The following is a 15966-nucleotide window of genomic DNA, read 5'->3' as shown; positions in this document are numbered from 1 at the left end:
AAAAAATGATTATTAAATAATTATAGTAAAATAGATATAAGAATTAGGAAGGGATAGATGTAATGAGATCTTTAGGTAAATCGATAAGCATAGTTTTAATTTTTATATTAGGTTATCTTTTGGGTCATTTAGGTTTAAATAATGTGATATTAAAGTTAATAGAACAAATCGAAAAAATGAATTTTATTACGTTAATAGGTGTTATTTCTTCAATTGTTACATTGATTTTATTTATTGCATACATTGCTGGAAGGATATTTTTGATAAGGAAAATGGAAATGACACTTTTGGAGAGTTTGGATATATCATATAGTTCTACAGATAAACAGTATAATTTAATTGAAGAATTACAGGTAGGGGATAATACAGTAGAGGGAATATTTATTACCCCATCACAGCCTTTGCGCTATATTAAGATCTATAAGTTTGATGTGGGGAAGATGGAGAAAGGAGAATTAGTAAAAGAAATCGGACCTATAAGAAATGGGCATAGTATTAAAATTAATACTTACTTAACATGTGGAATACCTAAATTTGTATTGGAATACCAGAGGTTTGATTTTGTCATTGGAAAATTAGAGTTAGCTGATAATGGGAAAAATAGCATTCTTACAGAGAATTTATTAATTAATCACACATTCAGCAGTTATATTTATTATCTAATTAAATAATAGACCCATATTTATGTACAAACTCTACTTGAAATTCATTGTAAAGGCTTATCCATATAAATATACAAACTCGAATCTAGTTTAATAGATTCTGTGCACGTTAGTGCAATAAAGAAAAGCTGGTTCTAGTACAGGATTAACGAGTGTACTAGCTGTTAATATGAAGATTTATTCTAGCAAAAAGACTTATTTATAAGGGGAATTTTAATAAACTACTACATTACAAAAGATGAAATAATAAGTGGGTATCTATTGGGGGAGAAGCCATGCTCTTTTTATTTAATTAGGAGGATGAGTATGGTGAAAATGGAAAATAGTAATATGAGATAAAAAGTAAAGGGGATTACGATGAGTAGTTGGAAGAAGATAAAAGTAGAAACTTTAGGGAAGAAAATTGAACTTTATGTATGGGAAGAAAAGAAATTAACAGACCCAGAATTTCAATTCATTGGTGCTTACGTATTGTATGGGTACCATAATGATATAATATATGCCGGTATTACCGAAACCAGAGATGTTGGTACAAGAGTGAGAGAGCATTTGAAATTCACCGGAGCAAAAGCTTCTAATTATATATGCAAAAATATAGATGTTAATACAGGGAAATTTAATGGATTTGATACAGGGTATGAAAAATATATATATCGGATAGAAGTATATCAATTCGAAAAAAAAGAATCTCATATTTGGTTTGAGCAGTTCCTAATTAAAGAACATAATCCCCCATGTAATATTGCCGAGAGAACCGATTTAGTTGCTACGGGAATAGAGCGATATGTGGAATGGGATTTAAAAAGGCGAGAGTACTTTGAAAAAGCACCTTCGATACAGAAATGGGGGAGTTTTGAACAAAAAGCAGTGAAAAAGAAAATGAGAATAGAAGAAGTGGTGTTAAAAGAGGTAGCGGCTAAGATGGGGTATGATTTTCCTTATTTTCATTCTGATGAAAGTCCGATAGCTAATCTCCTTAATAGAAATTATCCAACTGAAAGTGAATTTATAGAAGAACTAATTCAGAAATTAAAGGATAAAGGAAAGGCATATAACCAAAAGCAAGTTTATCAATTGGCTCGACTAATTGGGGTGAGCGACAATGAGATAGAGAGACAGCGATTAAGAATAGAGTATAAATCATTGTCGGAACTTATTCCGTGAGAAAACGTTTTAAAAACTTTCTTCTTACGAAGAAAGTTTTTTATGCTCTGTTATTGATTTGATTGTATCAAAACGGAAAACTAGAAAAGTAAAAATATAATCATCATAATAAATTCAAGAGATAGGAGTTAATTTATTATGATGATTATATTAACTAAAGTACACTAGAAAACATAAGTTTTTAGATTATGTTGTGTTCTGTGAAATTGCTAATAAATAAAAAGGATTGAAATCATGGATAAAATGGATAAGAAGACTTAGTCAAGGAGGATGTAGGAGTTGCATTAGTTGCCGCACCAGTAATTCCAAATCCTTTGTTTCGTATTGAAAAAAATCTCTAGGTTAATTTTTCTTATCTTATTTGAGTTATTAAATTATAATCTTCAACAAAGATAGTGGTTAGTAATTATTTTGGATTTTTAATGAGGTTCATAATTGATCCACCATCTCACGATTCCTTTTATTATAAACAGCTTTTTCAAGTGCTGACTTAAGTGATTTTTTTGAATTATTGTGTTTCAAACAGACTCTGTTGTCAGTAAGATAGAAAGGACTGAGCAAAAATCTAAAAAACTTACAATTTTAGAAAATGAAATATCTAAGGTTACTAATGAAAATGTCTTAGCAGATGGAAAACATTTAAACAAATTTTAAATAAGAATACAAAATGGAGATTCAATGGTTATAAAATATGGAAAGAAACTACTTGTCCATATGTACAACAAGCTGGTCAAAAAAATTGATGCAATGCGTAAATCAACTAACACGGTTGCAAGTGAAGTTGCAGACCGATTTGAAAGAGTATACCAAGAACATTTAGAACATCAAAAGAAACAACGTGCATGGTTTAAAATAATGGGGATTAGACCAAAATTATCCAGTTTAGCTTAGGGGATGAAGATTCTGAGTGGACAAATTTTTATAAAAAACTGAGAAATAAAAGTCCGATGTGATTGCTTAGATGATTAATTTCAGAGTTAATTTGATAAAGTATCTTTATATAATAAATTTCTATTTATTAATCCTTCTCTAAGTAAAGTGGATACTTGGGTTTTGGATTAACTTTAAGGTAAAACGTAAAAACACAAATCGTAACGAGGGAAATCTTAATGCTAATCGAGACTTAAAACATAAAAAATAATGAAATTTAATAATTATTGACTAAACCACCATCTAAAATGGGGATTTAACTGTATAAAAATTGAATTTTATGTACTGCATGTTCACTCGTATTAAAACGTATTACGTGTGATTCCACTAAAAAACCTGTCAATAGAGAGGTTTTTTGGTGAATAACCGTGCGATTTTTAAACTCATAATAATATTTGAAGAGTGGGAGAATTGTGATCTTTTTACTTGATTAGTTTTTCAGTGATTTTAAACAGCTTTTTCTACTCATTCACATCAACTTTTTGAAGTAACTTAATAATATGTTGACAATGAAGTTCTTTCTGGAAACTAAGTATGCTAATTGAGCATTTCAAATACAAAATAATAGATAGAAACCCCCATTCCTATAAGAGATTATTCTGTATAAAAGAATGTTTTAAACAATCATTAAGAGTGATATAGCCGCGCAAAACAGTTAATGATTTAACTTTGTATAAATAGTAAAATTACTCCATATGTTTTATTTTAGTAGATAAATATTTAAAAGGATCATCAGGGAAATCCCAAATTGTTTTTTCGAATCCTTCTATTCTCCAAAAGTCATTTATCCTTTTAGGCATTGCCTTATTATGAGCTAAACAAGAAAGTATGGGTTCAATTGTTAAAACTGAAAAATATCCCAATTCTGCAGGTTTATCATTGGATACTAAAGATTCGGTAATTACTCCAAGTGCAGATCCGTCATTTAATAATGCAACTCCTCCACTAAACCCGCCTCGAGCCATAGAAGATAAAATGAATTGTGGATGGTTACTTCCAATATATGTATCAATTATTCCGTTTATCTCTGCAACAGTTGTCACAAGAGCTGGTTCTTTTGAAAGTGGAATTGGTGGGTATCCCATTACTACTACTTTAGAGAGTATAAAACTCTTATTAATCCAATCATCTAGATGTCCCCCTATTTCTATAAAAGGAAGGTCAAAATTTGCTGTTCTAATGATGGCTACATCAATATCGGAATTAGGGTGAAATAATGGTTTTTCTATTATTTCGATACTCTCTTCTTCATCCCAATTCTGTTCGGTGCGTGCCATTTTTAGAATTTTATTATCATATACTACATGTCTTGCTGTAACAAATACTCCTTCGCCAATATGAAATGCACTTCCTATTCCAATTGTAGAATCAGGATTTTGAACTTCTATATAAGCCATAGCCGTACGATATTTACGATAAATTTCAATATAGTTCACCATCTGCTACCTCCTTAAGTCTTAGTAAGACTACTAATAGATATAAGTTATCACTGTTAATGAAAAAAGTCTAAGTAAATATGAATAGTAGGTATAGAATCAAAAAATATCAAGTTTATCTTTTAGGAATAATGACAGCGTTTCATTATTGGAGGTGTATTGCCAATGGACTAAACTGGAATGGCAATGAACAAGTACAAAAGAGAACGTAGTTATATCAAGGTTTTAGGAATTAAATTCATTACTACTTTACCTTTATGGACATTTAATTTAGATAGGTAAATTAGATATAAAAGATTCATTACACATAGGTGTATCTTGCACCCACAATCAGATCAAATAATTACCACGTGTGTATAGACTATGACTCTGTCTATACACATAATTTTCACGTGTGTTGTCGTACACATAGACAGTATGGGGGCTTTCCACCAAAAAAGCAGGATTAGGTAAGTAATTGTTGGAATTAGATATTTAATAAAATTTTGAATTAATTAGTAGAAATATGAATTGTACTTATGATTTAACAAAAAGTATCTTATTAATAGCAAGTATAAGGTACTCAGAACAACATAAAATTCAGTGTTTATTTTTATAAATGCAGCTTTTCGTCTGCTAAAACTTCACGAAAGGCTAATGCACGTTCTCGTCCTTCCTTAGAATGTAATAACAACCTTTGGAAATAACCAGCTGTTATTGAGATAGCCTTTCTTTGGGGTTCGTCATCTTGTGTCAACGAACGATATTTAGTGATCGATATTGTGTCTTCTGTTGAAATTGCAATTAAATCCATCCGTAATACTCCTACTTTATGCTTTTGTTGTTAATTCAGTATTTGTTTTTGTGGCAATTTCAGTAGTTTTTTTGCCGATTCTATCTTGAATTTGTTCAATTCGTTTCGGCAGGTTGTAAACATAATCTAAAATGATATTAGTGAACTCAATCATTGAAGGTACTAAATCATGATGGAAATTAGCTTCATCTGCATGAGCAGCTGCATTTCCAATTTCCCTCAAAACACTTGCCATGTCGTTTAAAATTGGAGGTAATACGCCTTTGTCTGATAAAGATTTTAACATTGAATATAAATTTCTGCCTTCTTCTCCTTTGTCCTTGCACATCATTTCAAGAGTTCTACGGATAGCAATAGCACATATTGCACCATCAATTTGTCTTACCTTTAATGCAGCTTCAAAAGCTTTTGCAACATGTTTAGGAATGTAATTTACTTCTATAGTTGTAACTGGGTATAATAATTTTTTGGAGACTATATGATTGCCCTTAGGGTTAAATTCCAAACTATTATAACTTGCGTATTCTAAAGTAACATTGGTACATACCGGACATAGAAAAAGGCGCCATTCATTTGTGTAAGTAACAGCATGAACCGGCGTATAAGGATTAATATCATAATCCCAAATATCTTCATCTTCATTATGCTGATATTTTGCAATCTCTTTCATGGATGTTTTATTACCACAATGATGACATGTTAGTATTTTTTCATTTTGTACAGTCATAGTTTATTACCACCTCTATTTTATGTAGTTCCACAAATTGAGAGATTCTCTTAGAAATTTAATGTTAATAGGAGTTGTGAAACCAGTATGTTAATTTTGGTATTTGTATGGAGCCTTAAGTAAATATATATGAATCTGGAAAAATTAATTTAGCAATCATTTTCCCATAGCCCAAAATTGCTTGTATCGTACCCAAATCTTCGTTAGCTTGGTTCGCTTTGTTCATTACATTTTTTAATATGCCATCGACTTGCTCAGGAGTTTCCGCTGTAATCACTGTGAATACTTCTTGAAATAATTCGAATGTGCGCTCATTAATTTCATTATTTTTTCTTAACAAACTGATGATCTCATTTATTACTTGTGTATTTTCAACAATTTGTTCGAGGTATTCAAAAGAATTTGTTTGTATTTGCTTTACTAATCTTTGTTCTTCTTCTTCCAATCTAATTCTCATTTCAAATTATTTCGTTAATCCAGTAGCTTGGTGATTAAAATTCCGCATTGTCTTTTCAAAATCCATGTCAGCAACTCTTTATATCTTTTGAACTTTATGTACTTCTACAAATAACGGTAAATTCCTGCAAATAAGATGAAAATTCAACAACCTAAGTTCGTCAATTATTGTTTTGGGGTGATAAAATAATAATGTAAATTAATTGTCAGGGGATTTAATATGAATGACGTAAGTGCTTTAATTCAATTGTTAGGGGTTGTTGTAGGGGGGAATAACATTCGGTATTCTAACAGACAACGAAAATGGGATGAAGAAAAAATGAGAAGGGATAATCATAATAAGATAGAAGCCCCAAAAATTGTAGTATTTAGCAAAATGTTATATTTTGATGTTATATATATTAGATTGGAATATACATTATGGATTTAAATTTAAAATCAGTAAATACTTGGAACAGATTTGTCTCTTGTTATATGAAATCTATCATTTATTAGACGAATTAATTATCAGTGAAATAGAAAATATAGAAGGGATTCATGAAAGACAACGTGTTTTTGAAGAAGGGGAGAATGAGCAACTTATAGAATATTATCAAGTATTCTTAAAAATAATTAAAAAAGAATGCGAAGATTGGCGAGAATCTGTAAAAAATAACAAGAAGGCTATATAGAAATATATATCCCTTCCCTTCATATTCTTAATCATTTCCTGTCGTTGTAGTACCTCTCTTGTTCTTGCCTTTTTGTAAACCAAATCTTCCCACATGGTCATAGACAACGTTAGTATTTTTATTACTACTGATACGAATAATAGGATCGTTTGTATTAGTTCTTTTATTTTTTATTACGCTCTTGATACAATCGTTCTTCATTTTCAAGTATGGCGATTATATCTCTTATCAATTCAGGTGTTTTCATTAAGACATTTACTTGGTATTATGGATTATTTTTATTTCGCATCGTAATATAACATAAGATTTTAAATAGGCATAGTAATGGTCAAAATATATTAGTAAAACATTTATCTATATTATTGTAAAAAAGGAGTGAGCATATGATTATACTAAATTATACAGAAATTGCGGATTCAAGTTCCGGACGAATAGAATTTATGGTCTTTTATGATAGGATTGAAAATTTAGTTAGGTTTTATAACTATTCTCAAGATAATTATGAAGATTATATTAAGGTTAAAAGGAAAGAACTTAAAGATTTTGAAAAAGAGATCGAAAATCCTGAAAATAGGACAATTAAGGATGAGTATTTAGGAGAGTATACATTTTCGGAATATGAAATGACTATGACCATTGAGGACGAATTATATGGTATTGAAACAGATTTTTTAGAGTTTCAAAAAATGACATTTATTATATTGTGTTACTCGGAGATAGAGAAGTTTTTTAATAATATTATTGATATTACTATTGGGAAGAATAAAAGTTTAAGAAACTTAAGAGAAAAGATATTACGTTTAAATAATGATTTGCAGGTTGATTTAACTGAATTAATAACTAGGGTAGATTCTTTAAGGCGGATAAGAAATAGTATTGTACACGACTATGATTATTGGGAGTCAGAAATACTAATTATTGAAGAAGAGACACAAAAAAAAATTAAAGACCTACAAAATTTAAATGATGAGATTCTAAGTAATATTTTAAACTTAATAATAGAGAAGATTATTGAGTTTGAAATTGAATATGATAAAAAGGCGATTATTATTTATAATTAATATTACTTGATTTAGTTACCGTATTCGTTGTTAGTATTAAAAGGGACTTTGGAATACATTAATTCCATAATAGGAAGAGTTGTAGTATGGTTTCTACAATTTATGAAGTTTTTATACCTGCATACTATTTATATTAGAGTTAGCTGTTAACTAGTTTTTCTTTCTCTATTATTGATTGGCGCCTAATAGTTTCCTTCTTTTCATCCCACATTCTATAATTAATTTATTAAATTAAATGGCAAACTATTAATTTGAAAATTATTAAGCTAATATTTGTGAATAATTTATTGATTTATAGTAGATACTGTATTTTCTTATTTTTTTAGAGTATGACTGGTATAATGGATATAGAAATAGATAAAAATTGAAATATAGCTTTGGCTAATTCAATATATAGTAGATAGAGGAGGCAACAAAGTGGCAACAGCAAACTTAGGATTTGAAGAAAAGCTATGGCAGATGGCAGATAAATTACGTGGATCAATGGATTCAGGTGAATATAAAAACGTTGTATTAGGATTGCTATTTTTAAAATATGTATCGGATGCTTTTGAAGAAAAATACGAGGAATTAAAAACAGACGAATGGGCAGATGAAGAGGATCGCGATGAATATGTAGCAGAGAATATTTTCTTTGTACCTCAAGAAGCACGTTGGACATTCATCAAAGACAATGCAAAAAAACCTGAAATTGGTCAATTAATTGATGCGGCAATGGTTGCAATCGAAAAGGAAAACTCTTCACTTGTTGGGGTACTACCAAAATCATTTGCACGTCCAGAGTTAGATAAAACACGTTTAGGTGAGACAATCGACTTATTTTCATTCAAAGTCGGTGATGAAGAAAGTCGCTCAAAAGATATTTTAGGTCGAGTATATGAATATTTCTTAAGTAAATTTGCAAGTGCAGAAGGTAAAAATGGTGGGGAATTCTATACACCTTCAACTATTGTACAGTTACTTGTTGAAATGTTAGAGCCATATAAAGGTCGTGTATATGATCCGGCATGTGGTTCAGGTGGTATGTTTGTACAATCATCAAAATTCGTAAAAGAACATCAAGGACGTATTGATAATTTATCAATCTATGGTCAAGAATCGAATCCAACAACATGGAAACTTTGTAAAATGAACTTAGCAATTCGTGGTATAGATGGTAACTTGGGAGCTCACAATGCGGATACATTCCATAATGACCTACATAAAGGATTAAAAGCTGATTATATTTTAGCCAACCCACCATTTAACATTAGTGACTGGGGAGGAGAAAAACTAAAAGATGATGTTCGTTGGCAATATGGTATTCCACCAAAAGGAAATGCTAACTATGCATGGGTGCAGCATATGATTTCAAAACTTGCTCCAGCAGGAACAGCAGGCTTCGTTTTAGCAAACGGTTCGATGTCTTCAAATACAGGTGGCGAAAGAGAAATTCGTAACAGCCTTATCGAAAATGATTTAGTCGAATGTATTGTTACCCTACCTGGTCAATTATTCTATTCGACACAAATTCCCGTATGCTTATGGTTCGTATCGAAAAATAAAACAAAAATAGGAAAACGTGAACGTAATAATAGGGTTTTATTTATTGATGCACGTAATCTTGGTTTTATGGCAGATCGTACACATAAAGAATTTAGTGAAGAAGATATTAAAAAAGTAGCCAATACATTCCATGCTTGGCGTGGTACGAATGAGAAAGAGTATTCGGATGAAATGGGTTTCTGTAAAGAATCGACGCTCGAAGAAGTACGTGACAATGACTATATTTTAACTCCCGGCCGCTATGTAGGCTTAGTAGAGCGAGAAGATGATGGTGAACCATTTGAAGAAAAAATGGCACGCTTAACAGGTGATTTATCAGAGCAATTCGCTAAATCAAAAGAGCTAGAAGAACAAATCCGCCGAGTACTAGGGGGGATTGGGTATGGAATCTAAATGGGAAAAAATTTTATTAAAGGATATATGTGATTATAAGACTGGACGTTTAAATTCTAACGCTGCTGAAGATGATGGAGTATATCCTTTCTTTACCTGTTCACCAGAGGTTTTTAAAATAAGTACGTACGCTTTTGATCAAGATGCTGTAATTTTAGGAGGAAATAACGCTAATGGTAAGTTCCCATTGAAACGATATGAGGGTAAATTTAATGCTTATCAAAGAACGTATGTTATGGCATCAAAAAACAATGATATTATTGACAACACTTATTTATACTATTATTTGTTGTATAAATTGAATTATTTAAAGAATCTATCCATAGGAAGTGCTACGAAATTTCTAACTAAAACAATTTTAGATAGATTAGAAATTAACTATCCTAAAGATAATCATCAAATGAAATTAATTGGTCAAATATTAGCTAAAATAGACTCTAAAATTAGCTTAAATCAAGATATTATTTCTAATTTAGAACATCTTTCTCAAACCCTGTTCAAACACTGGTTTATCAATTTTGAATTTCCAAATGAACTAGGACAACCCTATAAATCAAGTGGTGACGAAATGGTGGAAAGTGAGTTAGGAGAGATACCAATAATTTTCAATACGGGTACTATTAAAGATTTTTGTGAATTAAAGTATGGTAAAGCTTTAACTAAGAAAAATCGTATTCCGGGCTCATATCCTGTATATGGATCTGGTGGTATTACAGGAACTCATAAAGAGTATTTAATAAAAGGGCCTGGTTTAATTATTGGGCGAAAAGGTTCTATTGGAACTTTGTATTTAGAAGCGAACAATTTTTATCCAATTGATACAGTTTATTATGTAGAAAGCAAAACTTATCCAATCAATTTTTTACATCAATTTTTCAAACAGTATGATTTTACACAAGCGAATAATGATTCTGCAGTTCCAGGACTAAACAGAGAATTTGTGTATAATACAAAAGCGATAATTCCAGACCCTGTTTTAGTTCGAAAGTTCGAAAAAATACTCAATCCTATGTATGAAAAAATTAATAATTTATTAAAAGAAAATCAACAGCTTTCTGAACTCCGAGATACACTTCTCCCAAAGCTATTATCAGGAGAAATCGAAATATCCGATGAATTGGTGGTGGATTAGTTGTTTAAGTATAACGAATCAGAGTTAGAAATAGCAGCACTTGAATGGTTAGAAGAAATGGATTATGAAATTGTCGAAGGTCCAGATATTGCACCAGATGGTGATTACGCTGAGCGTGAAAGCTTCCATGATGTTGTGTTAGTTGACCGATTACGTGATTCGTTACAAAAGATTAATCCAACGCTAGAGCGGAAAGTCATTGAAGAAGCGATTCAAAAGATTATTGCAAATGCTTCTCCAAACATCGTTCTCAATAACAAGCAATTCCATAAATTTGTAACAGAAGGTATTGAAATACAAACACAAGGTACAGATGGTTACAATCCAACTGTATCAGTGTTTATATTCGATTTTGAAAATCCTAAAAAAAATGATTTTATGGCTGTGAACCAGTTTACAGTCATTGAAGGACAATCCAATAAACGTCCTGACATTATCGTGTTCGTCAATGGACTGCCGATCGTTGTCATTGAACTTAAAAATGCGACGAATGAAGATGTTGATATTACCGATGCTTACAATCAATTGCAAACTTATAAACAAGCTATTTCAACATTATTCCGTTACAATGCATTCTTAATTGCGAGTGATGGTATTAATGCACGTGTTGGTTCATTAACAGCAAATGAAGAACGTTTTATGAAGTGGCGTACGGTAGATGGTGAAGCATTAGCTAGCCTTGCTGAACCACAACTTGAAGTGATGATTAAAGGGATGCTTGAGCCTAGTCGTTTGCTTGATGTTGTGCAAAACTTTATTTTATTTCAAACTGATGGTATTGATACATTCAAAATTTTAGCAGCATATCACCAATATCATGCTGTAAATAAAGCTGTTAAAAAAGCAAAAATTGCAACAGCTCAAGATGGTGATCATAAAATTGGTGTCGTGTGGCATACGCAAGGATCTGGTAAAAGTTTGTCGATGGTATTCTATGCTGGGAAGCTCATTAAAGCGATGAACAACCCAACACTTGTTGTATTAACTGATCGAAACGACTTAGATGATCAACTCTATAAAACATTTTCAATGTCCAAAGATATTTTACGTCAAACACCGAGCCAAGCTGAATCACGTGATAGTTTAAGAGAGTTATTAAGCGTGGAATCGGGAGGAATAGTTTTTACCACTCTTCAAAAATTTGCACCAGATGAAGAGACCGGAGAAATGCCGTGCTTAACGGCTCGTACAAACGTTATTGTAATGGCTGATGAAGCGCACCGTTCACAATATGGTTTTAGTGCAACTGTGACAAAAGACAATACGAAGTATGGTTTTGCCAAGTATGTACGAGATGCTTTACCAAAGGCTTCATTTATCGGGTTTACTGGTACACCTGTTGAAGCTAGTGACAAAAATACACCTGCCGTATTTGGTGATTATATTGACGTTTACGATATGTCACAAGCTGTCGAAGATGGCGCAACGGTAAAAATTTTCTATGAATCACGTGTCATACCACTGGAATTACCAGAAGGGTTATCAATTGATGATGATTATGAAGATATTACCGAAGACCAAGAAACATCTGTTAAAGAAAAATTAAAGTCAAAGTGGTCACGTCTAGAAGCAATTGCAGGTGCAGGGTCACGTGTTGAAAAAATGGCACAAGATATCGTACATCATTATGAAGAGCGTCAACAAGCGATGTTTGGCAAATCGATGATTGTTGTGATGTCACGTAGGATTGCTATCGATTTATATAAAGAGATTGTGAAACTGCGTCCAGACTGGCATTCGGATGATGACGATAAAGGGGTTATTAAGATTGTGATGACTGGCTCGTCTAGTGACCCAGCTGAATGGCAAGCATTTATCGGTAATAAAAAACGTCGTGAATTTTTAGCACGTCGTATGAAAGACAATGATGATCCATTAAAAATTGTTATTGTCCGTGATATGTGGCTTACAGGTTTTGATGTACCTGCAATGAATACGATGTATATTGATAAGCCAATGAAAGGACATAACTTAATGCAATCCATTGCACGTGTTAACCGCGTATTTAAAGATAAGCCGGGTGGCCTTGTCGTTGACTATATTGGTATTGCTGACAGTTTAAAAGAAGCCTTAAATCAATATACGGATAGTGACCGAAAAACAGCAGGAGTTGATACATCACTTGCTGTTGATTTGATGTTAGAAAAGCATCAACTTGTATTGGAAATGCTACACGGACACGACTATTCAGGTTATAAATCTGAAAAATCGTCACAACGTATTAAGGCGATTGTGAATACGATGGATTATGTAATTGGTTTAGGTGAGGATGAAAAGAAACGCTTTTTAAATACAGTAACAGAGCTTGCGAAGGCATATGCTCTTTGTGCAACAACTCCAGAGGCAGAGGAACTGAATGATGAAATTGGTTTCTTTAAAGCAGTAAAGGCAAGTATAGTAAAAACCATCGGTGATGGCAGTAAAAAGAAAACAGCATCACAAATGGATGCTCAAATTAATCAACTTATTTCGAAATCGGTCATTTCTGAAAATGTTGTCGATATTTATAAGGAACTAGGCTTAGAAAATCCTGATATTTCAATTTTGTCTGATCAATTCTTAGCAGATGTTAGAGCATTACCTCAAAAGAATTTAGCAGTAGAATTATTAAATCGTTTGTTAAATGGCAAAGTGAAAAATGTTCAACGTAGTAATCTTATCCAAGCGCGTAAATTTTCAGAGATGTTACAGAACTCACTAAATAAATATAATAAGCGTACAATTGAAACATCTAAAGTTATCGAAGAATTAATCGAACTTGCAAAAGAAATGGATGCAGCATACAAACGTGGCGAACAAACTGGTATGGTTAAGGAAGAAATTGCTTTCTATGATGCCCTTGCTTCACATGAAACCGCTGAACAAGTTTTAGGCGATGATACGTTAAAAATTATTGCGCATGAATTAACAAGGTCAATTAAAGAAAACATGAGTATTGACTGGAATTTACGTGAATCCGCTCGTGCGAAAATGCGTATAACTGTTAAACGACTGCTTAAAAAGTATGGTTATCCACCTGATCTTCAAGAGGATGCGATTGAAATTGTAATTGAACAGGCAGAGCGGATGTCAGAACAGTTAGTGCTAGAATTATAAGTTAGTAACTTGATACGGAATTGTTTTCTTATCTAATTTTTAATAATTAGCAAATTAAGTTTTTATTGTATATGCTATATATAGTTATTCGGAAAAATTCTTTACATTATAGGGAAGTTTGGCTTTAAATTAAAGCTACGACGTTTATAAACTTGGAATAGAGAACGCTCATTTTGATCAAAATACTTTCGGGAAATTTTGTATAATCTGACTCGCCACCTTAGTGTAGAAGTGAAGTATTTTAATACTAAAGTTTTGCCGATAATTATTTAAATTATTGATAACAGAACGAGGTTGATAAAATGAGCTTTGATCGCCTCACCTTCAGATGTTCAAAAAGAACGTGATGAGATTGAAACAGAAATCTTTGAATTGAATATTCGATTTACTGAAGAAATGCAAATTACTCTTCTACCAAGTCGTTGGGAAAAAGATGTTGTTCCAGTTTATGGTGGAATAGATGCACAGCAAATTATAATCGAACAGTTAGTAAACAAATGTGACATTCTTAAGGGTGTGTTCTGGGCAAAGCTTGGTACACCTACAAAAAGGCATTCATCTGGAACACTTGAGGAAATTAGTATTTTTATTGAGCAAAACAAAGAGGTTATAGTCTATTTTGTAGAAAAATATGTTCCGATGAATGCTAATTTTGATGAAATGAAAGAAGAATATTTAATCATATACGTTTTCTTTAAAAAGTTCTTTATGTTATTAATGTTCAGGAAAATGATGCGCTCTTAATTACTAAAGATTATATGCTTTATACGACTGTTCATATATGAACGATTGATATGATGTACTAAGTATATTAATTAGTAAGAAAGGTTTGATTAAAAATAACTTTTTAAGATATTATATTTATTAGGGAATATTTATAGAAAAAATAAGGTGGAATGAATATGTTACCTCAATATAATCCTGATAATCCAAGTTTATTAGATTCAATAGTTTGTTTTACTGATATCTTAGGATTCTCGAATTTGATTTTGCAATCACCTAATCGACTACATGGAAATCAACTATTGAAAAATCTTCATACAATTCTTAAAAATCAATATGCAGAGCTGAAGATTATGAATCCACAAGGTCAATTGAAAACGTTTACGGACAATGTTATATTGGCATATCCAATATTTGAAGATGGTGAGGGGCAATCTGGTAATCTATTTATGTCATTTATTAATTATCAATTAGAAATGACAATGAATGGCTATTTTTTACGAGGTGGAGTAGCTGTAGGGGATTATTATGGTGATGATGATTTTGCGTATGGATCAGCTTTAATTGAAGCACATAATTTAGAATGTAGTAGTGCCAATTATCCTAGAATTATTTTAAGTAAGAAAATGGTTAGAATGGTAGCGAAACATTTGGGTTATTATGGAAAATCGGGAGAGGCGCCACAAAGCTTGCATTTATTAAAAGATATTGATGATATAGTTTTTGTTAATTATTTATACGGCCTTAAAGAGGAATATGAATATATGACGGGAGATAAAAGCGAATATATTCAAAAAATACAACAGCATAAAGATATTGTATTTAGCAATTTAAGTGTGTATAAAAAAAATAATAATGATAAGCTTTATAGTAAATATGAATGGGTAGCACAGTATCATAATTATTACTGTGATCAGTATTTTGAACCGAGTGAAATTCAACAATTCAACTTAAAAATATTACCTATAGCACCTCGCAAATTCTCTAGAATTGCTATGGATAAATTAATACTTATTTAAGTGGAAAATGGTATTAGAAAACAGTATAAAATTAGGATAACTATTTAAAGTATTTCATCTTAGGCTTCCAACACGTTTAAAAAGAATGAAGATTCTTAGAAGGTAGTTGCTTCCACTAGATTATAGTGAAACTACTTGTTTAAAACTAATAGGAAAGT

The 15966-nt window shown here is 31.6% G+C and carries 15 protein-coding genes; 11 read left to right on the top strand and 4 right to left on the bottom strand.

Annotated elements, in window-relative coordinates:
* The first annotated feature begins 62 nt into the window (after positions 1-62).
* From ABH957_RS15445 to ABH957_RS15435, 3 genes are all read left to right on the top strand, one after another.
* On the top strand, positions 63-671 hold the full coding sequence (locus ABH957_RS15445; protein WP_404511607.1) for a hypothetical protein: 609 nt from the start codon (positions 63-65) through the stop codon (positions 669-671).
* 348 nt (positions 672-1019) lie between these two features.
* A complete protein-coding gene (locus tag ABH957_RS15440) occupies positions 1020-1826 on the top strand; it encodes a hypothetical protein (RefSeq protein ID WP_404511605.1) in 807 nt (268 codons plus the stop codon).
* A gap of 678 nt (positions 1827-2504) precedes the next feature.
* A complete protein-coding gene (locus tag ABH957_RS15435) occupies positions 2505-2717 on the top strand; it encodes a hypothetical protein (protein ID WP_404511603.1) in 213 nt (70 codons plus the stop codon).
* A 725-nt stretch (positions 2718-3442) separates the two neighbouring features.
* Here ABH957_RS15435 and ABH957_RS15430 read toward each other — a convergent pair.
* The 4 genes from ABH957_RS15430 to ABH957_RS15415 form a co-directional block, all read right to left on the bottom strand.
* Positions 3443-4195 carry a S1 family peptidase gene (locus ABH957_RS15430; protein WP_404511601.1) on the bottom strand — a complete coding sequence of 251 codons (753 nt, stop codon included), beginning with the start codon at positions 4193-4195 and terminating at the stop codon, positions 3443-3445.
* Positions 4196-4784: 589 nt separating this feature from the next.
* Positions 4785-4985 carry a hypothetical protein gene (locus ABH957_RS15425; protein WP_404511599.1) on the bottom strand — a complete coding sequence of 67 codons (201 nt, stop codon included), beginning with the start codon at positions 4983-4985 and terminating at the stop codon, positions 4785-4787.
* Positions 4986-5001: 16 nt separating this feature from the next.
* Positions 5002-5712, bottom strand: a complete 711-nt coding sequence (locus ABH957_RS15420; RefSeq protein WP_404511597.1) for a DUF4145 domain-containing protein — start codon at positions 5710-5712, stop codon at positions 5002-5004.
* Positions 5713-5827: 115 nt separating this feature from the next.
* Positions 5828-6157 (bottom strand): hypothetical protein, encoded by a 330-nt coding sequence (locus ABH957_RS15415; RefSeq protein ID WP_404511595.1) that lies wholly within the window; start codon positions 6155-6157, stop codon positions 5828-5830.
* Positions 6158-6388: 231 nt separating this feature from the next.
* Here ABH957_RS15415 and ABH957_RS15410 point away from each other — a divergent pair, with 231 nt between their 5' ends.
* The 8 genes from ABH957_RS15410 to ABH957_RS15375 all read left to right on the top strand — a co-directional run bounded on the left by ABH957_RS15410 (position 6389) and on the right by ABH957_RS15375 (position 15808).
* Positions 6389-6598, top strand: a complete 210-nt coding sequence (locus tag ABH957_RS15410; protein ID WP_404511593.1) for a hypothetical protein — start codon at positions 6389-6391, stop codon at positions 6596-6598.
* 37 nt (positions 6599-6635) lie between these two features.
* Positions 6636-6839, top strand: a complete 204-nt coding sequence (locus tag ABH957_RS15405) for a hypothetical protein (protein WP_404511591.1) — start codon at positions 6636-6638, stop codon at positions 6837-6839.
* Between the two features lie 383 nt (positions 6840-7222).
* Positions 7223-7900, top strand: a complete 678-nt coding sequence (locus ABH957_RS15400) for a hypothetical protein (protein WP_404511590.1) — start codon at positions 7223-7225, stop codon at positions 7898-7900.
* Between the two features lie 417 nt (positions 7901-8317).
* Entirely contained in the window at positions 8318-9838 is a 1521-nt protein-coding gene (locus ABH957_RS15395) for a class I SAM-dependent DNA methyltransferase (RefSeq protein WP_404511588.1), read from the top strand.
* Complete coding sequence (locus tag ABH957_RS15390; RefSeq protein WP_404511586.1) at positions 9828-10970, top strand: restriction endonuclease subunit S; 1143 nt, start codon at positions 9828-9830, stop codon at positions 10968-10970. The genes ABH957_RS15395 and ABH957_RS15390 overlap by 11 nt, the downstream gene beginning before the upstream one ends.
* Positions 10971-14066: a type I restriction endonuclease subunit R gene (locus tag ABH957_RS15385; protein ID WP_404511584.1), complete on the top strand. Its 3096-nt coding sequence runs from the start codon at positions 10971-10973 to the stop codon at positions 14064-14066.
* A 309-nt stretch (positions 14067-14375) separates the two neighbouring features.
* Positions 14376-14810 (top strand): hypothetical protein, encoded by a 435-nt coding sequence (locus tag ABH957_RS15380; protein WP_404511582.1) that lies wholly within the window; start codon positions 14376-14378, stop codon positions 14808-14810.
* A 158-nt stretch (positions 14811-14968) separates the two neighbouring features.
* A complete protein-coding gene (locus ABH957_RS15375; RefSeq protein ID WP_404511580.1) occupies positions 14969-15808 on the top strand; it encodes a hypothetical protein in 840 nt (279 codons plus the stop codon).
* The last annotated feature ends 158 nt before the right edge of the window (positions 15809-15966 follow it).

The organism is Bacillus sp. RC242 (assembly GCF_044908245.1).
In the GTDB taxonomy this organism is placed as follows: domain Bacteria; phylum Bacillota; class Bacilli; order Bacillales; family Bacillaceae_G; genus Bacillus_A; species Bacillus_A mycoides.
Note: the sequence above shows the minus strand (reverse complement) of the source record. Positions and strands in the feature narration are given on the sequence as shown.